Origin of the sequence: Priestia sp. FSL P4-0332 (assembly GCF_038005845.1) — a bacterium.
GTDB lineage: Bacteria > Bacillota > Bacilli > Bacillales > Bacillaceae_H > Priestia.
In genome coordinates this window covers 911,963-936,220 of the sequence record NZ_JBBOUA010000001.1, presented here as the reverse complement: position 1 = coordinate 936,220, position 24,258 = coordinate 911,963, and the positions used below count along the sequence as shown (strand labels likewise).

At 37.8% G+C, this 24,258-nt stretch carries 19 protein-coding genes; 1 reads left to right on the top strand and 18 read right to left on the bottom strand.

Annotated features, from left to right (window positions below; translation table 11 throughout):
• Positions 1 to 87: 87 nt before the first annotated feature.
• From MKY06_RS04845 to MKY06_RS04805, 9 genes are all read right to left on the bottom strand, one after another.
• Positions 88 to 675, bottom strand: coding sequence for a histidine phosphatase family protein (locus MKY06_RS04845; protein ID WP_013055651.1), 588 nt, complete (start codon positions 673 to 675; stop codon positions 88 to 90).
• Positions 676 to 687: 12 nt separating this feature from the next.
• A complete protein-coding gene (locus tag MKY06_RS04840; protein ID WP_098278269.1) occupies positions 688 to 1,494 on the bottom strand; it encodes an alpha/beta fold hydrolase in 807 nt (268 codons plus the stop codon).
• A 36-nt stretch (positions 1,495 to 1,530) separates the two neighbouring features.
• Positions 1,531 to 1,905 carry a DnaJ family domain-containing protein gene (locus tag MKY06_RS04835; RefSeq protein ID WP_028407648.1) on the bottom strand — a complete coding sequence of 125 codons (375 nt, stop codon included), beginning with the start codon at positions 1,903 to 1,905 and terminating at the stop codon, positions 1,531 to 1,533.
• A 456-nt stretch (positions 1,906 to 2,361) separates the two neighbouring features.
• The gene (locus MKY06_RS04830) at positions 2,362 to 5,235 is read right to left on the bottom strand and encodes an ATP-binding protein (protein ID WP_340960298.1); all 2,874 of its coding nucleotides are present in this window, start codon (positions 5,233 to 5,235) and stop codon (positions 2,362 to 2,364) included.
• Positions 5,225 to 5,593, bottom strand: a complete 369-nt coding sequence (locus tag MKY06_RS04825; protein ID WP_013055647.1) for a response regulator transcription factor — start codon at positions 5,591 to 5,593, stop codon at positions 5,225 to 5,227. Before MKY06_RS04825 ends, MKY06_RS04830 begins: the two co-directional genes overlap by 11 nt.
• 2 nt (positions 5,594 to 5,595) lie before the next feature.
• A complete protein-coding gene (locus tag MKY06_RS04820; RefSeq protein ID WP_289911761.1) occupies positions 5,596 to 8,844 on the bottom strand; it encodes a hypothetical protein in 3,249 nt (1,082 codons plus the stop codon).
• Positions 8,841 to 10,250 (bottom strand): glycosyltransferase family 2 protein, encoded by a 1,410-nt coding sequence (locus tag MKY06_RS04815; RefSeq protein ID WP_013055645.1) that lies wholly within the window; start codon positions 10,248 to 10,250, stop codon positions 8,841 to 8,843. The genes MKY06_RS04820 and MKY06_RS04815 overlap by 4 nt, the downstream gene beginning before the upstream one ends.
• The gene (locus MKY06_RS04810) at positions 10,240 to 11,289 is read right to left on the bottom strand and encodes a HEAT repeat domain-containing protein (protein WP_013055644.1); all 1,050 of its coding nucleotides are present in this window, start codon (positions 11,287 to 11,289) and stop codon (positions 10,240 to 10,242) included. Before MKY06_RS04810 ends, MKY06_RS04815 begins: the two co-directional genes overlap by 11 nt.
• Positions 11,290 to 12,897, bottom strand: a complete 1,608-nt coding sequence (locus MKY06_RS04805) for a GGDEF domain-containing response regulator (protein ID WP_289911756.1) — start codon at positions 12,895 to 12,897, stop codon at positions 11,290 to 11,292.
• A 485-nt stretch (positions 12,898 to 13,382) separates the two neighbouring features.
• Here MKY06_RS04805 and MKY06_RS04800 point away from each other — a divergent pair, with 485 nt between their 5' ends.
• Positions 13,383 to 13,898 carry an N-acetyltransferase gene (locus MKY06_RS04800; RefSeq protein WP_013055642.1) on the top strand — a complete coding sequence of 172 codons (516 nt, stop codon included), beginning with the start codon at positions 13,383 to 13,385 and terminating at the stop codon, positions 13,896 to 13,898.
• Between the two features lie 30 nt (positions 13,899 to 13,928).
• Here the strand turns inward: MKY06_RS04800 and MKY06_RS04795 are convergent, their stop codons facing one another.
• From MKY06_RS04795 to MKY06_RS04755, 9 genes are all read right to left on the bottom strand, one after another.
• The gene (locus tag MKY06_RS04795; protein ID WP_029324878.1) at positions 13,929 to 14,663 is read right to left on the bottom strand and encodes a sugar phosphate isomerase/epimerase family protein; all 735 of its coding nucleotides are present in this window, start codon (positions 14,661 to 14,663) and stop codon (positions 13,929 to 13,931) included.
• A 51-nt stretch (positions 14,664 to 14,714) separates the two neighbouring features.
• The gene (locus MKY06_RS04790) at positions 14,715 to 15,521 is read right to left on the bottom strand and encodes a carbohydrate ABC transporter permease (RefSeq protein ID WP_013055640.1); all 807 of its coding nucleotides are present in this window, start codon (positions 15,519 to 15,521) and stop codon (positions 14,715 to 14,717) included.
• Between the two features lie 68 nt (positions 15,522 to 15,589).
• Positions 15,590 to 16,444: a carbohydrate ABC transporter permease gene (locus MKY06_RS04785; protein ID WP_013055639.1), complete on the bottom strand. Its 855-nt coding sequence runs from the start codon at positions 16,442 to 16,444 to the stop codon at positions 15,590 to 15,592.
• 72 nt (positions 16,445 to 16,516) lie between these two features.
• Positions 16,517 to 17,794, bottom strand: a complete 1,278-nt coding sequence (locus tag MKY06_RS04780; RefSeq protein ID WP_013055638.1) for an ABC transporter substrate-binding protein — start codon at positions 17,792 to 17,794, stop codon at positions 16,517 to 16,519.
• A gap of 351 nt (positions 17,795 to 18,145) precedes the next feature.
• On the bottom strand, positions 18,146 to 18,757 hold the full coding sequence (locus MKY06_RS04775; RefSeq protein WP_025749707.1) for a flavin reductase family protein: 612 nt from the start codon (positions 18,755 to 18,757) through the stop codon (positions 18,146 to 18,148).
• A gap of 418 nt (positions 18,758 to 19,175) precedes the next feature.
• Positions 19,176 to 20,444 (bottom strand): 3D domain-containing protein, encoded by a 1,269-nt coding sequence (locus MKY06_RS04770; RefSeq protein WP_013055635.1) that lies wholly within the window; start codon positions 20,442 to 20,444, stop codon positions 19,176 to 19,178.
• A 439-nt stretch (positions 20,445 to 20,883) separates the two neighbouring features.
• Positions 20,884 to 21,804: a ribose ABC transporter substrate-binding protein RbsB gene (rbsB, locus tag MKY06_RS04765; protein WP_013055634.1), complete on the bottom strand. Its 921-nt coding sequence runs from the start codon at positions 21,802 to 21,804 to the stop codon at positions 20,884 to 20,886.
• Between the two features lie 11 nt (positions 21,805 to 21,815).
• Positions 21,816 to 22,775, bottom strand: a complete 960-nt coding sequence (gene rbsC, locus MKY06_RS04760) for a ribose ABC transporter permease RbsC (protein WP_098278264.1) — start codon at positions 22,773 to 22,775, stop codon at positions 21,816 to 21,818.
• A 1-nt stretch (position 22,776) separates the two neighbouring features.
• The gene (locus tag MKY06_RS04755) at positions 22,777 to 24,258 is read right to left on the bottom strand and encodes a sugar ABC transporter ATP-binding protein (protein ID WP_013055632.1); all 1,482 of its coding nucleotides are present in this window, start codon (positions 24,256 to 24,258) and stop codon (positions 22,777 to 22,779) included.

Here is a 24,258-nt window from a genome sequence, read left to right as displayed (position 1 = left end):
TCACCATCACCAAAAAAAATCCGAACGATTAATCGTTCGGATCTTCCCTCAACTAAAATACTACTGTCACAGCCTCTTTAAGTATATTTATTCAAGATGTTTGGCATCATTGATCGTTTCAAGGCGCCATTTTCCACTTTCATAAGCAAAAGTTGTAATCGATGTATTTTGTAAAATAGTAGTCCCTGTTCCTTGTTCTCCGCTTGTTACATGATGAATGAATGTATTAATTGCCGCCCCGTGACTAACAACTGCTACTTTCTTTCCGATAGACTTCTTCATAATTTCCGTTAACCGCCGAACCATCCGTTCTTGAGCGGCTTCGAGTGTTTCGATATTATATAAAGGTTCTTCTCCCCAATTTGTCGCATAGTTTGGCACAAGCTCATGCAGAACTTCTACGTTCTTTGATTCTAGTTCTCCAAAAGAGCGCTCACGCAGCTGCTCACAAACCTCGACTTTCTCTACTTTAGCAGCTGCTGCAATTTCCCTAGCCGTCTCCTGCGCACGAAGCAAATCGCTTGTATAGATTACATCAATATGGATATCTCGAAAACGTTCCGCTACGCGTTTAGCTTGTTGCTTTCCCGCTTCGTTGAGCGGAATATCAGCATGCCCTTGAATAAGTTTGTTTTTATTCCAATCTGTTTGGCCGTGCCTAATTAAGTAAAGCATCGTAATCCCCCTTTAATCCCGTTTTAAAAATTGATAGACAGCTTTATCAACCTCTGAGCTTTCATGTAAATCTGAATGTGCTTCATGAAACGTTTGGAGATGAATGTGTTCGGTGAACTCTTGCAGCCCGTACGCACTTTCTACTGTTACCACTCCATCTGTCTTATCTCCCACATCTCCTGCTCCTGAAAAAACGTCGATTTCTTTTGAGAACTCTTGACGACTTTCGTACAGCTTGTTTAACGCTATAGAGTGAAAAGCTAAATCACGAGCACCCATAGATTCAATATGATTGCGTGCATGAGGATACATCTCCATTAATTCCTGATAATCTAATCCTTGAATTGGCGATCCTAACGTAACTAACTTTTGAATATACTGAGGGTTAGACAAACTAACAGCTGCTGCTGTTACTCCTCCCATACTATGTCCAACTAAATCAACAGAAGATGCTTTATATGTATCACGTACATCTTGCATAATAGCTTCAATCCATTTTTGCTGCTGTGCAATACTGGCATCTGGCTTTTTAAAAACGATATGAATAAGCGGAAGTTTTCCCTCTTTTGCTTTCATAATATGCTTCCACTGAATAGCTCCATCTTTTTGAACAACGCAGTAACCTACTTTAGTTCCCCATCCGTTTCGTTCAAATCGTTTAATCATTTTCCCTAAGCTTTTTTGACTGCCTAAATAGCCATGAATAAATAAAACCGGCACATTTTTCGATTGGGCACCTCGTTTTATTTGTGGGGCAAAAATATAAAAACAAAGCGAAATAAATAGTATGATACTGATCAATAAAATTAACAGCCGCAAGTTCTCACCCTCCGATCGTCTCGTTCATTACACTCATTAATAAAAAAATTTGGAGTAAATTTTATTCTGATACGTCCTGTAAGCTGCAGAACTTGTCATCTTTTTCTTGCCAACGAGCTGCTCAAAGCGCAAACGCTTTTCCGTAAGCATCTCTGTTAGCCTTTGTTCTTCATTAGCATCCGTGCATATAGAAATCAATTCTTCTATTGTAGCCATATCTCGTTTTAGCTCTTGTTCATCCGTTATCATGTTTGCATTTTTTAATATCCTATACGCTTGGCGCAGTTCTTCAGGTATGTGTGACAAATCTTCTAACTTTAATGGTTTTCCTTCCCCAGGCAGCTTATCAAAGTCACCGTCTTTTATTGCTTGTCTAATTCTTTCTTCAGCAATTATATACGCAATATCCAAGGAAAGACCTCCTTTAAGCAAATATAAAATTCAATCCTACCTTCTATATAAATGATGTATAACAAACACAACTTTTATAACCGTATTTTTTATTATACTATGATTATAAAAATTGAACTACCTTCACTTCTAGGATAGACTATCCTCCCTTTGTGAAATGATTTCCAGAGCTTCACTCCTTTCACTATCAAACTTTCTTGAGCAGTTTCTTAACTAGCTGAAATTCAATAAACGATTCTGCATCAGGTTTTGTTATCTTATCTTACTATATTTATACAAAAAAGCCTCCTTACGCATGTAAGGAGGTGGAAAAAGGTAATTCTAAGGTCATCATGTTATGCCTACTTTCTATAAAACCACATTTTGATAGCGTTTTCAATATTTTTTTATATTACTTTGCTAATTTTCTTTTCGTTTAATGAGACTCCGCAAATATAACGAAGCCTCACCAAATTTCTACTCTTCTTTATCTGATGGAATCATAATTTCTCCTTCGTGCTCTTGTTTTTTCAAAAGCAGCTGGAGAATCGTTTTGGATAATTTACTAGGCTGATAGGGTTTAATCAGAAACTCACACACTCCAAGCTCTAACCCTTTGCTTCTTTCGTCTAAAGCAGATGAGATTAAAATAGGAATTTTTTCTGTCTCTGTATTTTCTTTGAGCTGTCTTAAAACATCCCAGCCGTCTAACTTATTTTCTCCCAACATAATATCTAGAACAACCACTTCAGGCTTTTGCTGATGAATAGAGTTTAATGCGTCTTCTCCGTTGTTAAAATACCGAACGTGAAAACCGCTTTCTTTTAATTCTACCTGTAAAAGCGTCGCTAAACTTTTATCATCTTCTACAATCACTACGCTTTTACGGTTATCATTCGTACTTATCATCTCTTCATCGTACTGAACTTCATATAGAAGCGGGAGAACAACCGTGAATGTTGTTCCTTTTTTCCATTCCGATTGTACAGTAATGTCTCCACCATGAGCTTTTACAATTTCCTTTACAATTGCTAATCCTAGACCTGTTCCGCCAATTTTGCGCATATCGGAGTTATCTACTCTGTAGAATTTGGTAAACAATTGACCTAGCGCTTCACTTGGTATACCAATTCCTTCATCTTGAATATCAATATAAACAGCGTGTTCCTTTTGATACACTTTAACTGTAACGTTCCCTCCATCGGGGGAATATTTCACTGCATTGCTAATTACATTATTAAACAATTGCAGCAGCTTATCTTTATCTCCCATTACTGTAAAATGCTCTTGATCGGAAATCATATCAAATTCATGCTTACTTGTTTGTATTTTCTGGACCTCAATCACCTGCTTAATAAGCGGCAGAATGTCTTGATACTTTTTGTCGTAGGTTTGTTTCCCCGCTTCCATTCTTTGGACGTCCAGAAAATCGTTGATTAAAGACGTTAACCGCTGTGCTTCCTGATAAATAGTAGTTAAGTACTTCTTCTGTCTTTCTTCTTTTAATGTTTTGTTTAGCATAAGCTCAGTGAACCCTAATACACTTGCTAAAGGTGTGCGCAGCTCGTGACTCACAGTACTTACAAATTCCGACTTCATCTGATCAACTTCAAATTCTTTCGTAATATCCCGATGAACGAACAATACGCCAAACATCTGACGGTTTCGATATACGTATTCACTATAAACCTTTATAACTTTTCGCTTACCTTCCGTGTGCAGGTAATAAACAAAAGACTTTTCTACTTGCTCTCCCTTACAAATGGCTTCAACGTATTGTCTCAGCTGCTGTATATTTTCGACTTTTTGAGAGAGAGCATCTAGCCATTGATCGCGAGAGAGCTGAAGAAGCCGGCTTTGATGCTCATATTGAAACAATTCGCTAATCTTCGTATTCACTTGTAGAATCGTACCGCTTGTATCTACAAGCTGCATTCCTTCTTGAATCGAATTTAAAATATCTTGAGATAGCAATCGGTCATGCTCAGACTCTTCGTAAATATAAATTTTTTCAAGAGCAATCGTGATTTGTTTGGCCAGTATTTCAAATGTCTGTAATTCATGGTCTGTGTATTCATCAGCGTAGCGGCTGTAAAACATATAGGCTAGCATATCTCCCTGTGAAGACAGCACCGGTACGATAACATCATACAAATAAAACGTTTGCTGATGATATAGGCGCTCATGTTCTATACACTCTCTTTTTACTACCATACATTTTTTCGTCTTCTGCACATGATCAACGTAATTATTATGAAGATTTGCCACCATCTGTTGAACACTTGATGAAGATAGACCAAATGAAGCATGTGTCTTTTCATCGGCTAGCATAATAAACCCGTGATCAGCTTTCATCACCCGGCTCATGCTTGTGACAGCACTCGTGAGAACCTCTTGCTTGTGAAGAGAATTTGTTAGTCCATGCACAAATAAATTGCGCAATTCTAACTCCCCTTCTCGTTCCTTTGTCAATTCTAATGCGTGCTGAAGTTCATCTTGCTGACTGTGCAATTCATCTTGCTGTGCAATCAGCTCTTCATTTTGAGCCGTTAACTCCTGTTCATTATTTTGCAAAGTCGATACCATTTTGTAAAAGGCTTGCGATAGCATACCAATTTCATCTCTTCTATGTTCATTAAATGTCATAGGCATTTCTTTTCCGGCAGCAATTTCGCTTGCGGTATATGCTAGCTGACTCAGTGGCTTTACAAACTTATTTAGCAGTACCCGTGTAAGCAATAATAAAATGACCACTGTAAACGCTAAAAATAAAATAAAGAATGTTTGACTTTTCTGCATGTCACTCGACGTATCATCGTACTGTGTATTTAAGTCTTTAGTTAATTCACTTTGGTAGTCATCAAGTTCTTTTTGCATTTGTTCTATTGATTTAGAAGCAGCCTTCCGCTCAGGACTAGAGCGGACTCCTTCAATACCTTTTTTGTCGTAAATATCTTTAAAATAAGGAAGCGTTTGATTAAAATACGTGTTTAGCATCACCGTCGCTTCATTTACAAACGTACGCTCACGTCTATCTGCGGCTAGACCTGAAAGTCGGTCAAGATTTTCTTCGATAATTTTTTGCTGACTTGCAGCCTCGTTATACATATCCTCTGAATCAAACGCAATAAACCCACGAGCCTGCAAAAAAGCCTTGTTCATTGATTTATCAATTGTAGATAGCAGCTGTGCCTTTTCCCGTACTTGTGCCCTGTACTGGGCATAATCAGCTGTAATTTCTTTTTGCCGTACAACAAGTCCAGTTGAACCCGCCGCAAAAGCAAGTAAAAGGATACTTGCTAAGAGGATGAACTGGGTTGAGATACTTCTTCGTTTTAGTTTATTGTTCATCTAAAATTTCCTCGACACGTTCAGCTAGTAATAGGGGACTAAACGGCTTAGACATAAAATACGCAGCCCCTGCTTCTAACACTCGGCTTTGATCAGCAGCTTGACTCTTAGCTGAAAGCATCAATACTTTTGTATGGCGCTTATCTTTCATTTCTTTCAGCTGCTGAATGACTTCAAGCCCGGTGAACACGGGCATCATATAATCCAAAATAATTAAGTCAAAATCACGTTCTTTAATAAATTCCAAAGCTTCTTCGCCATTTTCTGCTTCCGTCACATCATGTCCTTCATCTTCAAGCGTATCTACCACTAACATACGAAGCACTTCTTCATCTTCCGCTAATAAAATTTTTGCCATTGTTATTCCTCCGCTTGTAGTCGTCCATACGTTTTTTGCAATATGAAGTAGGACGGCTTTATTCGTTCGTGAAAAGTTGGATACTCCCAATTTTTCCACTTGTATAAGTAAAAATCTTTTAATAAAAGTTCGCCTTTTTTCTGAGTCGGAAACGTATCTTCTACGTCATTGCTCTTCTTATTAACAGCTACGACTCCCACTTGAATTCCTTTTATTTTCTCGCTGGATTCTAATCCTTTTTTGGACCAAATATCTCCCATTATTTCTTTTTGACTCGGGTCTTTTACATTTAAAAGCGCCCAGGGAATGCGAAGTTCAGCAATTCCATTTGATTCATTCACTTTAAAATCTGCTAGCGAATCAAATGAAGAAGAGTTAGGATCGCTGTTTCCTTCTTGGAGCTTCCCTGTTTCATAGGCGTCAAAAGGAATGGTTCTCTTGTTTTTCCCCTCTCCAATCGCTAACTCTTTGTTAAGGGCGAGCCTGATTGGATTAAACATGCCGTTGTCTTTTGTATCGGTTCCTTTTACCGCGGGAATCATTTGGAGCTGATGAGCATATGAAAAATAATACGTATCGTAATAGCTGTCTATCCATAAATGACTGTCTTCTTTTCCGTTTAATTCTGCTACAAAATCAATTCCTTTTGTTTTTAAGGAAGGGATTTGAGGAATCTTTGACTGTCCCTGATTGTTAATTGTGTTAAACAAGAAATAAAGCTTTTGATTTTCCAGTTCTTTTGCACTCACGTGTAGATATAGATAACCTTCATCACTTGTAATGTTCAATGCTTTTAACTTCTTAGACGGCTTATATACCGACTTGCTGTTCAGCTTTTTCCAATCATCTGATTTACCGTCTACTTTGACTTTCAGCTTCGTTCCTGGATCAAAACTCAGCAATCCAAAATGCTGCTCTCCCGTTTGCAAATTCGTCCAAAATGGCCTGCGGTTCGGATTGTCGTACTCCATCGTATTCCACGTTCGCTTAAACCATTCATCTTGCCATGTAAAGACCATACCGCCAGCCATTTTTTCTTCAACAATGTCTTCGTATAAGCGTGACAGAATCTTTCCTTGTTCTTGTTCCGTATGAAAGCCTTGATCCCACCCGTATACGTTTCTATGGGTGAGTCCTCGCGAAGCCGGAATGCCAAATTCAGCAACAAGAACGGGCATATGATGAACTTCTTTCATATTTTGCAAATAGCCTGCGTAGTTATTTTTCTCTCCTCGATGATCTCGATAAGCGAGATAACGAGGTTCATAGTTTAAGAAATCAGGATAGTACGGATAAATATGATAAGAGGCAAATAAGCCCGGCTCAAATTTTTTAGTTATGTGAATTAAATTAGGATTAACAGACACTTTATCTTCGTCTTCAGAAGGCTCATATGGATGAGTAAGCAAATCCGTTGTCACCCAGTTCGTAAAGCTCATAGGCCGCTGCCAATCATATTTATCCTGCTCATAGGAAATTGTTTTTTCCATAAGCTGAGCAAGCCAAATTTCAAAGGGATTGCCTTTTTCGGTATAGATGTACTGCCCTTTAAAATCTTTCATTCCTTTATGTTTTTCATTTGTCGAAAGGGCTACCGTGGGATCCCATTCAACTCCTATAATCCAGCCTAAAACATAAGGAGACACGTCTGCTGTATACGTTCCGCTTGCATGTCCTGTCCGTTTTGGCAGTGTTGCATTTCCGTGAATAACGTTTACAATCCTTTTCATTTCAGCTTCAAATTCTTTTGTGTTTTCCTTTGCAAAAGCATCTTGTGAATCATAGAAAACTTCTTCATTCACCCATACCCCATGAAAAAGATAAATGGGTTCTTTGGCTTTTTGGTTATACTCAGCAAGCGCTTCATAAAAGGCGGGAGGATGAATGGTGTATACGCGGATTGAGTTTGCATTCATCTTTCCAATTTCTTTAAACCAGCGCAAATATTCTTCTTTCGAAATAGCAGTCTCACCAGGGAAATGGCCTGGCTTACTAATGCCCATATTTACTCCTTTAATCAGCACATCTTGCCACTTGCCGTTTTGATAAATTTGCAAATAATCTTTTCCTACTTTCCCTGCTACTTTAAGGTCAGCATCTTCATAGATTTCCATATTTTTATTAAAAGTAACAGAAGCAGGCTGCGATTCATTTTGCTGTTGATCTATGATCTTATTCATAAGAGGCAGGTAAACAGTCCAGTAAAAAGAAGACTCATCTTCTTTTCCGATTTTCTCTGTCCATTTCTTCCACAGCGGGTAAAAAGAGGTTTGATAAATGGAAGGTATTTCTCCTTGATCTGCAAAATCTCCTGCAAAGTAATAGGTATCATATCGCTCTTTATTATGATGAATGACTGCTGGTATGGACAAAGGAATACCATTTTCCTTTAGCTTGTTTTTCCCTTCAGAATCCAAGTGAAAGACAAACTGAGCCTGCACATCACTTTTTTGCTGCGGTGCAATTACGTCAAACCAATATTGATAAGCAGATTCATCCTGTAAATTCAATGTTTTCTTTCCTTGTTTTGTGTATTGAAACCATACTGGATTTTCTTTTAATTCTTTTTCCGTTATAATAACGAGCTTATTGGATTCATTAACGAATAATAAGCCTTTTCCTGTAAGGCTCCACTCTTTGTTGTACTGCTTTTTGTAAGCACTTTTCACCCAAGCAGGAACTTCTTCACTGCCGAATTCCTCAAAATAGCGTCCGATCCAGCCGGACCACGTAACATTGTACAATTCATACAGTTCTTTGCGAACGTCTAAAGAAGTAGGGCTCCCAAATGTATTAAACTCTCCAATCAGCGTTTTTGTACGTCCATTTAGAGCTTTCTTAACGTAGCTCACGTCTTCAGAAGTCATGCCACCATACACCAATTGAGAGCGATCTCCTCTTTTAGCTTTTACGCCTAAATCTTCTTTGTATACGCCATACGTGTCCGTGATATAAATCATATCTGCAGAGTTTGTTTTTGGCAGAGATTTAATGCTGTATGTTTTATCTCCTTTTGGGTAAAACCCTGCATAATCCTTTGAGATTTTATAAGGCTTCCCGTCTTTGCGTACTTTCGCTTGATTCAGCATCCACATTAAACCTTGATGCTCTCGAAACGTTTGATCCGGCACTGTTTTATCAATGACAAGCATATCCAAATCAGTTGGTTTCTTTAGCTGCCAAATAAGAAATGGAGAAGCCGTTACTGCCATAACCAAAATAATGCCGCCAATTAACAACCATTTTTTCATTGTGAAACTCCTTTTCGCTGCATGTCTCCCCAGCCTTTTTTATTGCGAATAACATCCAACAATCCATGACAGCGCCATATAACAGTTAGAGGGCGATACCAAAAGGATTCAGTCAGGGAAAAGACAAATAGCTTAGCAATATCGGATACTCTTGGATATTTGCGAAGGCTCCACTCTTCTAGCAAAACGGCCGCCATCGAATAAAGAGAACCATATACAACCATCAAGAGAAAAAGCAAATAAGCAAATTCTACATAAATCCCGCCTACAACTAGAGAAATAACAATAAACAAATAGCCTAACATTTCCATGACCGGACCGATTAGTTCAATAAACACAAAATAAGGCATAGAAATCATTCCGATACTTCCGTATCTCGGATTAAACAGCATCTCTTTATGCTTCCAAAGACTATCAAATAAACCGCGGTGCCAGCGGTTCCGCTGTCTTCGCAAATATTTGATTTCATCGGGTGCCTCTGTCCAGCATACGGGATCTGGAATATAAACAATTTGATTGTTGGTTTTTTTCTGTTTAATCAGTCGGTGCAGGCGAACAACAAGTTCCATGTCTTCGCCGACTGTATGAGAATAACCCCCAGCCTCAATCACCCAGCGTTTAGAAAATACGCCAAATGCTCCTGACACAATAAGTAATAAATTATGGCGACTGAGACCAATGCGCCCCATAAGAAAGGCACGTAAATATTCAATAATCTGCATCACAACAAGCGGCTGCGTATCAAGTCCAATCGATACGACCGCACCGTTTTCGATTTTACATCCGTTTGCAATTCGAATACTTCCCCCTGAAGCAATTACTTCTCCGTCTGAATCAATAATTGGCTTCATAACTTTTAAAAAAGCATCTCTTTCTAACACTGAATCGCCATCGATTGAACAAAAATAAGGATAGTTGGATAAATTAATTCCTGCATTTAATGCATCTGACTTTCCCCCATTTTGTTTATCGACTACATATAAATAATCGTATAATTTAGAACGATATACAGCTTTTACTTCTTTCGTCTCTACTTGCTTTCTCACAACTCGATTCATTTTCACAAGAGAAAACTCCTCGATTAGCTTTTCTAACGTATCATCTGAAGATCCGTCGTTTACTACAATTACTTCATATTCCGGATATTCAATTCCAAGCAGCGAACGCACGCTTCCAATAATCCCGACAGATTCGTTATAAGCGGGAACTAATATAGATAACGGTGTTGTATAGCTAACCGCAAGCAAATCTTCATAAGGTTCTTCATCATTTAATTGATATTGCTTTCGCAGTTGAAAAGCAGAGATGATAAACATCATAAAATAAAAACAAAGCACAAAAATCATATAAGCAAATACAGCCCATCCGCAAATAGACAATAAAAGATGCCAAACACTATTCCACAACCGTAACTCCTCCTTTTTCAAGCCATTCTGCTGCCATATCTTTCGAAAACTTGTCATCGGTCGTTTTGTATACATGAACTAAATATTCTTTACCTGTTGGGATTTTCATCATTGACTGAGCAGCATTCGAACGCACAAGAAAATGAGAATCTTTTAGCGACTGCTCAAGAAGTGACAATCCCTTCTCATCTCTCGTTTTGCCTATTAGTTTTGTAGCCATCATTCTTTCTTGCCAAATACCTGACTGAAGATGTTTCGTGAGCTCCTCTATTCTTAATGGAAAAGATAAAGCATTAAGTGATTTCAACGAACGAATTCGCAGTTCTTCTGATGAACTTTTCATGTGCATTTTTAAGAAATCTATATACTCTAACTTATGATTGATACCTATCATATCGATAAGAGGCAGCTGAATTTCTTCTTGTAGATGTTCAAATTTATTAATAAATTGCTGAAACTGCTCACTGTTCATAGTTCCAAACAAAGAGCGGTACATAAATTCAGACAGCGGTCTAGAAGCGTTCGTCATGTACACAACAAACTCAGGGCGGTTCAGCTTAACTAAAATTTTTAAAATTTGATTTTTTTCAGCCGCTGTACTATTTTTTTTCTCATACATTTCTACTAATTGGTGTGTTAGCGTAGTTAGACCAAAGTCTTCGATAGCATAAAGGGCATTCATTCTGACACTCCATCTAGAATGATGCAGCTCTTTTTTATATTTGGGTGTAAAAACCTTCTCCGCATAGAGCGTGATGTTATTTAGAATTTCATCGCCTTGCACAGCTGCAGAAAAACTGCTCAATAGTTCCTCTACACCCGCCAGCTCTATTTTATTTTTAGGCTCTACCCGATGTTCTTCATCTTTTCTGTATAAATAAATAAAAAGAGATTCTTTCATACTATCTTTATAGGATTCTACTTTTGCTCGAAAAGCGTTTAAACGCGCTTTTTGAATAAGTAAATAACTCAGAAAACAGACTAAAAGCAATAGCAATCCGCCAAATAAGACATATACCACTTGAATTGACATCGCCATTTATTTCACCTTCTTCATTAAATGACGCACGCGCGCTTCAAGCTCCATTAACTTAAATGGCTTTGTGATGTAATCGTCTGCCCCAAGTTCTAATGCTCTTTGAATATCTTGTTCGCTGTTTCTTGATGTAAGCATAATAACCGTGTACTGATCGTGACGTTTATGCTGTCTTAATTTTTGCAGCACTTCTAAGCCATCCATCTTAGGCATCATTCCGTCTAAAATAACAAAGTACTGATCGCTAGAATGAATCCATTGGGACTCAAAAAATTCGATGCCATCTTTAAACACTTCTATTTTCACTTCATAGCGATCTCCTACATCGATCTTACTTAAAAGCTCTTTCAGCATCGTTCGAATGATAGAATCATCATCAATAATAGCCATACGAAGCGTTCGCTTTTTGACCAGCTTGCTTTGAGAAGAAGCTACAATTTTTTGACGTCCTGATTCCTTCGCTATATATAATGCCTCATCAGCTTGATGAAGAGCTTTTTCTAACGGCCATTCAGTGTTATGAACTTCTACAACTCCGCCGGAAAAGCTGCAATAAAACGAATTGCTTTGATGTGTGAACACTTTTTTCACAAACAAATCCAACAGTCTATTTAATACTGTTTCTGCCTCTTTTATATTGGTTTTTGGCAGTAAAAGAATAAATTCTTCGCCTCCATATCTAAAAATGTGATCTGTTGGACGAATTTCATGCTTCATATACTCTACAAATGCTTGCAGCACACGGTCTCCCATAAGATGTCCATATTGATCGTTTATTCTCTTAAAGAAATCTAAATCTAAAATCGCTAAACAAAAAGGATCTTTTAAGCGGTCGTAGCTGGATAGCTGCTGACTGTAGATTTCTTTTAAATACGTTCGGTTATAGGCTCCTGTTAATTCATCAAACATTAAATAGGAGTTAAACATCTGCTTTCGTTCAATATGGTGACCAATTCGAAGTAGACTTTCTTCCATATCGAGAGGTTTAACAAAAAAATCATCGGCCCCTAATTTAAAAGCCTTCAAACGCGTCTCTCTTTGATTATCAACGCTCATCATGACAATGGGGACGAACAGTTGCTTTGTTTTATCACGTAAAAATGAAAGAATGTCAAAGCCTGTACAGTCTTTCATATGTACATCAACAACAAAACAATCCGGCTTTAATTCGTAAAAAGCCGTAATGGCTTTTTCTTTAGAGGCAGTTGCTAATACGTACCACCCTTGTTTTTCAAACTGTTCTTTTAAATACATCAGCATTGAAAGATCATCATCCACAAGTAAAACATTAGCTGTTTGTTCACTAATTTCTATCGGTTTATTTATATCTTCTACGGATTGAATTTCATCTTGATAACAAATTTTAATAATATCTAATAAAAATGTATTCAACTCCGCGTAATTCCAGGTTTTTTTCTGATTTTTTTCAACAGCTTCTATTAACTCGCGGGAACGATCTCCTAAATAATTCAGTCCAATGGTTGCAGACGTTCCAGAAATTGAATGCAAAAAGCGGTACACTTCTTCATGAGGTATTTCTTCATTTTGATCGGTCCACTCTTGCAGCTGCTTACGCACATTAGCTAATAATGTAATTTGATATTTATCCATCTTATACACCCTTTGTTCGATATAGTTAACACTTACCCCATATTACTCCATCCATTTTTTATAATATTTTGTAAGTAAATGAAATATTTTCTTACTTTTATTTTAAGTATGTTTTTTTAAAATGAAAAGCAATTCCTTTTTAACCATACTTTTCCTCCAATGATTTTACTTTAAAATGATTCTTTTTTCACTCATTATTTTTTCTTCCCAATAAGCAAAATGTCCTGTTATCTTCTTTATAAATAGACTTACAACCTTATTGACAAAATTAATGAGTCTTTGTTACCCTTATACACGTTGTGAAAAATTTAAAAGTGAATGTTAAGGAAAGCAGCCGTTTTGATGAATAATCAATCAAATCAGGTTCTTTCCTTTTTATATTTTTACTAAGGTAGATACTTTGCTAAATAAAGTTTCGCTTTATACACCGTGTCCTCTTTGTCATAGGCGCACTTAGACCGAAAACAGACGGAAAGGAGTATAAAATGTTTACTCAGCTTACAGAAAAAAACCAGAATGCAGAAGAACTAAAAGAAACACTTGATGATTTAGAGTTTCAGCTATTTCGCATGCAGGATAATTTAAAAGAAATTGCTAAAAAGTATGAAGTTATTGGTGTCGATCAGCCTGAAGATAATCAGTTAGTTATTGTATCGGCACAAAATGACGGAAACGCATGTAAAATTATGCTAAATGAATGTACAAAAGCCTATAGAGGGGCTTGGGATTTTGCCATCGATGGCGTATATGAAGATAATCACACGATTTTTATTGGTGACATTAAAGGGCCCGCTAATAAGGGATATGGCTCTGTATGTATGAATTATTTAAAAGAAGTAGCGGTTGATCAAAATGTTCATGTCATTAAAGGCGATATCGCTGAGCGCGATTGGGATCATCTCGAAAGATTAATTCATTTTTATGAAAAACATAACTTTGAGGTAAATATTGATTATACGAATAAGTGCGGAGAAATTGAGTGGACTCCAGCTTATCAATAAAAAAACGAACAGACGCTGTCTGTTCGTTTTTTATTTGATATATGCTAAGCTTTTTTTAATACTGCTAAGAGGACTTTCTTTGCATTGATCTTGTTCAACGATCCACCATTTTACGCCTGCTCTATGTCCTTCTTGCATTACAGCCTTCACATCTACTCCTCCGGTACCAAGAGGAGCAAAAAATTGCTCGCCGTCTGTTGTCATATCTTTTAAATGGATGAAAGGCGTCCGATTTTGATAATGCTTCATCCATTCCACTGGATCTTCGCCTGCTTTAGTCAGCCAATAAATGTCCAGCTCTACGTTTACCTCAGTTTCTTCTAAGATTGTTTGGAGAGCTGACTTTCCAGTTGACAATTTCTTCAGCTCAAAATCATGATGATGATAGCTAAACGACATGCCTTCTTTTTTACAATACGTATCAATATCATTTAAAGAATCAATAAGTTCGTAATACCCTTTTTCCGTTTGACGTTCAGGCATTAAATAAGGACAAACAATATGTGAATTGCCAACTTGCTGTTCAAAGTGAAGCACTTGCGCTAAATTAGATTCTAATTGTTCAAGCGGCACATGACTAGAAGCTGGCTTCAGCTGTAAATCCGTTAACCATGCTTTTACTTCTTGCGCTGTATGTCCTTCATACCCTGCAAATTCTACTCCTTGATATCCTAATGCAGCTACTTTTTGAAGAGTTTCTTTAAAATCTTTTTTCGTTTCTTCACGCAGCGTATAAAGCTGAACTCCTACAGGTATTTCTCCCATCTTCTCTCCCCCTGTTCATTGAGAAAGCTCCTATAGTAGGAGCTTCTGCTTTTATTTTACTGCACTTCCAAGCATTCCTGAAATAAAATGACGCTGAAGTGCCAGGAAGAATACAATGATTGGAATGGTTGCAATCGTTACCCCCATCATTACTTGACCGTAATCAATAATCGATAAGCCAATTAAGCTTGAAAGAGCAACTGGCAATGTAGCCATTTCGTTAGATGTAGTCGCAACTAGAGGCCACATAAAGTTATTCCACTGTGTCATAAATAAGAAAATAGCTGCTGCAGCCATAGCAGGCTTCATAGAAGGAAGCACAATAGTTAAAAAGATTCTCATCTCTCCAGCTCCGTCCAAACGAGCTGCTTCAATAAGTTCTGTTGGAAAAGCTAAAAAGTTCTGACGTAATAAAAAGATAGCAAACGGAAAGCACAGCTGCGGAACAATAAGTGCAAAATACGTATCAAGCAAATTAAAATTCGACATCAGCTGAAAAAGCGGAATGAGCGTTGCTTGATATGGAATCATCATAGACAATAAAAGCGTAGTGAAAATTGCGTTTCGGCCTTTGAATTCAAATTTAGATAGCGCATATGCAGCTGTGGAGCAGACCATTAAAGCTACAATAACATACACGACTGAAACAAATACTGAGTTAAAAAAGACGCGCCCTAAATCAATTGAAGCATTTAAATTTTGTAGATTTGTCATAAATTGATCGCCAGGCTTCAGCGTTGGAGGGTTTGTAAACATTTTTCCTGATTCATTCGTAGCGCCGATAATCATCCAGTAAAAAGGAAAAATAGAAATAATCGTGAACAGCCCAAGCATGCTGTATAATCCTATTTTGCGCATAATGTTACTTTTCTTTTTAACCTTAGGCACGGTAGCTACTGCGGTTGCTTCTACTCTCTCTAATACACTCATGATTTATCACCCGTAAATTTAAATTGGAAGAACGTTAAAATACCAACTAATAATACAACAACGTACGCAATGGCTGACGCATATCCAAAATCAAAGTATTTAAAGCCATTTTGATAAATATATAAGCCTAGCGTCATCGTTGAATCAGCAGGGCCGCCTTTTGTTAAATTAAAAGGTTCGTCAAACAATTGAAGCGTGCCAATTGTCGATAAAATAGTAGCGAACAAGATAACGGGTTTTAATTGTGGAACCGTTACGTGGAAAAACTTTTGAATACGATTTGCTCCATCTAAATCAGCTGCTTCGTAAACTTCATGAGATAAACTTTGAAGAGCTGCTAGAAAAATAACCATGTTATAACCTGTCCATCTCCAAGTCATCGCAACGATGATTGAGACTTTAGCCCAAAATGGATCTCCCAGCCACTGAATGGCATCAATACCGAAAAATCCTAAAATAGTATTCATAATTCCTTCATCTTGAAGAATTATTGAAAACAAAATAGAGTAGGCAACTAGTGACGTTACCGCCGGCAAGAAAAAAGAAACTCGGAAAAAACCTTTTAGTCTTAAAAGCTGACTGTTTAAAGCGTTAGCTAGTACAAGCGCTAATAAAATCATAACGGGTACTTGAACGATTAAAATAATACCCGTATTTCCAAGCGCTTTCCAGAAAATATCATCTCCGAGCAAACGTGTATAGTTTGATAACCCGGTAAATACATACTTTCCGCCTTCCATACTCTGAAAGCTTAAAACAAACGATGAAAAAATAGGGTAGATTGTAAACAGCGCGAACAGCAAAAGTGCTGGAGCAATAAATAAGTAAGGCAACGATTTATTTGTCTTCATGATGACCTCCTAGTACCGCAAGAAGAAGAGATAGAAGGCAATTTTCTAGAAATCACCTTCTATGCTTCTTGATTATTTTTGAATTCGGTTTTCTAAGCGTTTTTGAGCTGCTTCAAGCGAGTCTGTAACGCCCTTACCATTTGTTACTTCTGACACAGCTTTGACTGCTTCACTGTTTGCAACTGAGTAATTGCCCGTAAAGTTAACCGGCTTAATATCTTTCATTTCATCTGCGAATGTTTTCCAAATCGTTTGATTGTTAAAGTACTCATCTTGTGCAGTGAATAATTTTGAAGAATATACGGTATTTAATGACGGGAATAATCCGCCCTTCATCGCTTCTTCTTGAACTTTATCCGTTGTTGAGAAATACTCCATAAATTTGTACGCTTCATCTGCTTTTTGACTAGTTGCTGAAATCACATAGTTGCTTCCGCCTAAGTTAGAAGCACGGTTGCCTCCTTCTTCAAACGAAGGTAATAAAAACACTCCCCATTTTCCTTTTAAATCCGGAGCCTGCTGCGTAATAGAACCGGATAGCCAAGCACCAGATGGTGAACTTGCTACTTTACCTTCTGCTAAAGCACTGATTGAAGCATCCCAGCCCACTGTATTTTTAACAATGCCTGCTTCTTTTAACTTCTTATTTAACTCCATTGCTTTTTTCGCTTCTTTAGAAGTTAAATTCAACTTTCCTTTGTTATTAAAATAGAACGTACCTTGCTGCGTCAGCGCCATTCGGAATAAGCCATCGTCATTATTAAAATCTAAACCTAGTAAATCAACGCCAACTTTTTCTTTAATTTTCTTACCAGCCGCAATGTAATCATCCCATGTTTTGATACTGTTTGGATCTACGCCTGCTTTTTCAAAGTAATCTGTGCGGTAGAAAACGCCTGTTGGACCTGCATCAAACGGGAAGCCGTACATGTCCCCATCCTTTGATAAAAGAGCTTTCTTAAACTCTGGAAACTTATCTTCTTGCTTATCAAATCCTTTTTTAGATAGGTTTAAAAATGCTTTTGGAAATGCATCCAAGTATCCTTGGAAACGATCGTCTTCTACTAATACAATATCAGGAAGGCCTTTTCCGCCAGCTTGCAATCCTGTTGTTAATTTTGAATAAACGTCTTCACGTCCCATATCCACTACTTTTAATTTAAACCCTGGATTCTCTTTTTGGTATTCTGCTGCTGCTTTCTTTAATACCGGTACGTTAATATTCCAAGCCCATGCAACAACTTCTTTTCCACCGCTACCACTTGTTTCATTAGCGGACTTTCCTCCGCATCCTGCAAGTACTAGGGTTAAAATGAGTGCAAAACTGATTAAACTAAACCAACGTTTCAATGAATACCCCTCCTATAATCTCGTCTCCTAGCGTGGCAAGTTTTTTTGTAAACGCTCATGATTCTTTCTCGAGAGAGTTATTGAAAAATAATTCTGTATATTGAAAGCGTATACAATTTACTTAATCTAAATTATATGAATGAATACCCTTTTCCTCAATGGTAAATATAAAAGGCAAAAACCTTACATTTTTGCCTTTTTCTAAATTGATTTTGTTATTATGGTTTCTATTAACTTTTTCGTTCATGAAAAAAAGCGAATGTACTGTCGTTGTTGAAACAGAACACAATCGCTTATTTAAAAAAATCCAATGTATACTATTTTTTTGCTACATAAGTAACACTTTCTTGCTTATTTGGGACGTTCTAAGGAAAATAATTGCCCCAATTTACTATAGTTAGAACCCGCAAGTCGGCTGACTGGCTTCACACGTTCTGCAGAAACGCGATCGTTTTCTATCACTTTTTCACTAATATGAAACATCACAACTTCACCGATAAACAAATCTGAGCTGTATGCCTCATCCGTTCCTAATGGAACAATTTGGTGAAGCTTACATTCCATCCGAATGCTGGCTTCTTGAATTCCAGGAACCTGCACTTTTTTGCTCGGTGCTAGTGTTAATCCTGTTTCTTCGACTTCACTGACGGAAGAAGGATAAGAAGATGCCGCTTGATTCACCTGTTCCACTAAGTTTTCGTCTACAAGATGAACTACAAATTCTTTAGATGCACTAATATTTTTGGCCGTATCTTTCGTCATTTGACCTTCACTTCTCGAAACCGAAACAGCAATCAGCGGAGGCTCTGCCGCAACTACATTAAAGAAACTAAACGGCGCGGCATTCACTACACCGTCATCGTTTTGACTTGTAACAAATGCAATCGGCCGGGGAATGACGACACCTGTTAACAAATGATAATTGTCTTTTGCACTTTGTACCGCTGGATCGACTATCTTCATTTTACCCACTCCTTTTCTTCCATTTACTTTATTGTATAGTAACGAAAAGAGTATAGATTAGCTAGCAACTTGCTCACCAAACATGCAAAAAAGTGATTGAGACATAACTCCATCCACCTAATCCGAAGACGAACAAATGGAAGTAATGAGCTGGTATAGATCACTTGTGACACCACTGTTGATTTCCATGCAAGGCTTCGCTTTCCGCGGGCGACCGATGAGCATCCTCGTCGCGTACACTCCTGCGGGGTCTCATCACTTCCTCTTTTCCCTCGGGAGTCTTCACCTTCCTCTCCAATCAACAGCTAGAAGCAACTAACTAGATGAAACCTACGTTCACTACAACAATGAAAAAATCCGAACGATTCATCGTTCGGATTTTCCTGCAACTAAAATATTTTTGTTCCAGTCTATTTCTTTAATTTAACACCGTAATTTTCACTGTACGACGTCCAAATGCTTTTGCAGCTGACTCGGAAGGTACTAATACGTCAATTCGATATCCTTTAATCGCACCGCCCGTATCACCTGCTGTTGCCACTCCGTATCCTTCTACATATACTTTCGAACCTAATGGAATAACGGATGGATCTACCGCAATAATTTTATGAGTGCCTGAACTTACATTTTGTCCAGTGGCTGTTACTCCGCTACAGCCTGCACAATTAGCTGTATAAGCTGTTGCTTCTACATACATTTCTTTTCCAGAATGCTTTTGTGTGCTTTCTTCTTTTTTCGTTTCTTTTGCTTCTGAAGAAACGGATGCTTTCTTCTCTGTAGCCGCAGCTGTTTTTACTTCTTGTTTTGGCTCTGTTTTTACTTCTTTTTTAGCTGTTGCCAGTTCAGCTTGACGCTTTGCTTCTGCATCAGCCTCAGCCTTTTCAGCTGCCTGCTGTTTTGCCACTTGCTCAGCTTGCTTTTGAGCTGCTTCTTTTTCTTTTGCAATCTTATCTTGAATGCCTGTTAATTCAGACTGAAGGTTTGCTTTTTCTGAAGAAGCTGCATCGATTTCATTTACGACCGTGCTGTATTTTTCTTGCATAGTTGTTAACGTTGCTGTTTGTTTGGCAACGTTTTTATCTAATTCAGCTTGTTTAGCCGCTAAGCTACCTTTTGCTGCTTCTAATACTTTTTCTTGCTTATCAATTTCTTTTTTATCTTTTTCAATTTGATCTAAATCATTTTGATGCTGCTTTAAAATATCATTATCTGCTGACAATAAAGTTGTGACAGCACCCATACGTGCAACAAAATCTCCAAAGTTATCAGCATTCATTAATGTATCAATAACAACGCTTGTTTTATCGTCTTGCTGTAAAGCAACTAATCGATTTTCAATAATATCTTTACGACTTAACACTTTTTCCTGAAGCAAAACGATTTCTTTTTTCTTTTTCTCAATCATTTTGTTCGCTTCTGAAATCTGCTTTTCAGTCGATGCTAACTCTTTTTTATTGCTAGAGATTACTGTATGTAATGAATTTAATTGTGATTGAATGTTTTGAACATCTGAATTGATAGACTGTTTCTCTTTCTCTTTTTGTTGAACAGCCTTTTCTGTTTCTTTAATTTTATTTTCAGTACTCTGGAGCGCTTCTTCATTCGATTGGGCGTGAGTCTCTGTGATGCCGGTCATGAAGAAAATTCCTGTGACTGCTGCAAGAGTCATACGCTTAAAAATTTTCATAAAGTAATAGTCCCCTTTCCTCATAGACATAGTTATACCATAAAAAACTATCTGTTTATGTTACAATACAGTTAAAAGTTTCCCATAATCTGTATAACCAAGAATCTCTTTCTGGGAATTCATCCCCAGAATCCCTTGATAGAGAGGTTTACTGTTTATTAAAAAAGATATATTTTTGTCATAAACAGGGCAAAATTGCTCTTTGAAAATAGAAATAAACGCTTATTATTACAGGTATATTACAAATTTTTCACAGAAAATTATGTGTTTTACCGTCTTTTTTCGGTGTTTTTTACTTTTTATTACATAAATTCCACCTACATAATTCCTACACTATTTATAAAGTTGTGACTTTTTCACTTCTTTTTTACACTTTATATACATAAAAAGACGCCCATAAATCAAATGAGCGTCTTTTTTCTACACACGTATAAAACTATTATTTGTCAGAGGTTACTAGTTTTAAAGGCACTGGAATTTGCTTATCTACCTTTTTGCCTTGAAGAACATTTTTAGCAGACTTTACAGCAAGTTTACCAATTAAAACAGGCTGCTGGGCTACAGTTGCTCCTAGCTTCCCTTCTTTTACCGCTTTAATTGCATCGTCGTTTCCATCAAACCCTACTACTAGCACATCTTTTCCTGAGCTGTTAATCGCTTGAATAGCTCCTAATGCCATTTCATCATTATGAGCAAATACGGCTTTGATACCAGGATTTCCTTGAAGAACATTCTCCATAACGTTTAAGCCTTTTGTACGGTCAAAATCAGCCGACTGTTTAGCCGTAATATCTAGCTTTTGATCTGCAACGTTGTGGAACCCTTTTCCTCGTTCACGAGTTGCTGAAGCTCCCGGCACGCCTTCAAGTTCTGCTACTTGAGCTTTTTCCCCTACTTTTTTCACAATGTAATCAGCAGCCATTTGACCACCTTTTACATTATCTGAAGCTACCAGTGTTTCTACTTTTCCTTTTTCTGCTGAACGATCTAGCGTAATAACTGGAATGCCTACATTATTAGCCGATTGTACAGCTGTTGAAATAGCAGCTGAATCCGTTGGGTTAATAAGCAGAATGTTAACACCTTGCTGCATTAAATCTTCTACATCGTTAATTTGTTTGGCTGAATCATTTTGAGCATCTACTACAACTACTTCCATGCCCAGTTTTTTTGCTTCTTTTTGTACCCCTTCTTTTAGCGAAACAAAGAACGGATTGTTTAATGTAGAAACGGATAAACCAATTTTAATATCTTTTAAATTTTTACTTTCAGATGGTTTCGCCCACTCAGGAGGCTGAAGTGAACAAGCCCCTAACAGTAATAATGAAAATGATAATAGCACGAGCCAAATTTTCTTCATGTTTTTCCCTCCTAAGCTGACTTTTTGCGATCAATTAATACCGCGATTAAAATAACAATTCCTTTTACGACCATTTGGTAAAATGACGAAACGCCGAGTAAGTTCAAACCGTTGTTTAACGTTCCGATAATCAGCGCACCAATTAACGTTCCAACAATGCGTCCACGTCCTCCAGAAAGGCTTGTTCCACCCAGTACTACTGCAGCGATAGCATCTAACTCGTAAGACGTACCTGCCGTTGGCTGAGCAGAGTTCAAACGAGAAGTCAAAATCGCTCCTGATAACGCTGCCAATAATCCTGCTAGTGAGTAGATCATAACCTTAACTTTTGGTACTTTAATTCCTGAAATAAATGCTGCTTTTTCATTTCCCCCGATTGCATATGTTCTGCGGCCAAACGGCGTTTTATGCAAAATCACCCATAGGACAGCAAATGCTAGTATCATCGTAATCGCCGGAACAGGAATACCTAGAAAATAGCCGCGACCAAATAACTGGAAGTAATAGTTTTCGCCTAAGCCCGTAATCGGATTTCCATCTGTATAAACAAGCGTTAACCCTCTAAAAATTGTCATCGTCGCTAGCGTCGCAATAAACGGCGCCATTTTTCCTTTTGTAATAAGCAAGCCGTTAATCATACCCATTACAGCTCCTAACACACATCCTATTAAAATAGCGAAAATAGGATCTACGCCTGACACTATCATACCAGCCATTAACGCACTTGACAGAGCAAGTATAGAGCCAACCGATAAATCAATTCCGCCCGTTAAAATGACAAACGTCATACCGAATGCAATTAAAGCATTAATGGCTACTTGACGCAGCAAGTTTAAAATATTTAAAGGTTCTAAAAAGCTTGGATTTAAAATTGATACAATGACAATAAGAATAAATAGACCTAGTAACGGACCTAGCTTTTGCATCACGTTATCAACGCGATTTTCTTTTATCGCTGTGTTTGCTTTCATTTTACTGACCCCCTGTTGCAAATGTCATAATTTTTTCTTGAGTTGCTTCTTCACTTGTCAGTTCACCCGTTATTTTTCCTTCATGCACAACAAGAATGCGATCGCTCATGCCGAGTACCTCGGGAAGCTCTGAAGACACCATAATAATGGCCACGCCTCTGTCTGTCAGTTCATTCATAAGCTGATAAATTTCACGTTTTGCCCCGACGTCAACTCCTCGAGTTGGTTCATCTAAAATCAGCACTTTTGGTCCAATGCCAATCCACTTGGCAATAACTACTTTTTGCTGATTTCCTCCCGATAAGTTACCCGCACTCGTCTCAGACGACTCGGTTTTGATCGTTAAACGTTTAATAAGTAAATCTACAAATTGCTGCTCGCTTTTTTGTTCAATAAATCCTTTTGGCGAAAAGCTGAATAGACTTGGAAGCGCAATATTTTCTCGAATAGAAAAATCCAGGACGAGCCCTTCTGTCTTACGGTCTTCTGTAATAAAGCCGAGACCCAATTTGATGGCTTGATCGGGCTTTGTGATGTTGACACGCTTTCCATTTAAGATAATTTCGCCTTTTTCTAACGGATCAAGCCCGAAGATAGCGCGCATAATCTCGGTCCTGCCAGCTCCCATTAGCCCCGCAACGCCAACAATTTCTCCTGATCGCACTGAAAAATGAACGTCTTGAAAGACACCTTTTCTCTCTAAGCCTTTTGCTTCAAATACAACGTCTCCTTTAGGAGAAGTTCTAGCAGGAAATCGATCTGTTAGTTCTCTTCCTACCATTTTGCGAACAACATCATCGAAGCTAGTTTCTGGAATCGGCTTTTTGTCTACCGTCTGTCCGTCACGCATGACCGTAATGGAATCACAAATAGCGAAAATCTCTTCCATACGATGTGAAATATAGACAATCGATACACCTTGTTTTCGCAGCGCATTAATTACGTCAAATAACTTTTGAATTTCTCTTTCAGTAAGCGCTGCGGTTGGCTCATCCATAATAATGACTTTTGCATTCGTCATCAGCGCTTTGGCTATCTCAATCATTTGCTGCTGTCCTACAGAACAAAGTCCCGCTTCTTGGTCAAGAGGAATGGTCACAGCTAATTTTTCAAACTGCTTCTTTGCTAACGCTTTCATTTCTTTTGTTTTTAAAAAACCTAAAGGCGTTTTTAATTCTTTGCCGATAAATAAGTTCTCAAGCACCGTCATTTCAGGCCAAACGTTCAGCTCTTGATGAATAAAGGTAATTCCGTTTTGTTCTGCTTCTTTTGGATTTTGAAAATACGTCTCTTTGCCATCAATCAGAATCTGCCCTTGATCTTTTTTATGAAGGCCGGTTAAAATATTCATCAGCGTAGATTTCCCCGCTCCATTTTCCCCCATTAGTGCGTGAACTTCACCTTCATGTAATTCAAAATCCACGCCCCTTAGTACACGGTTTGCTCCAAAGGCTTTATGAATCCCTCTCATTGCAATATGCAT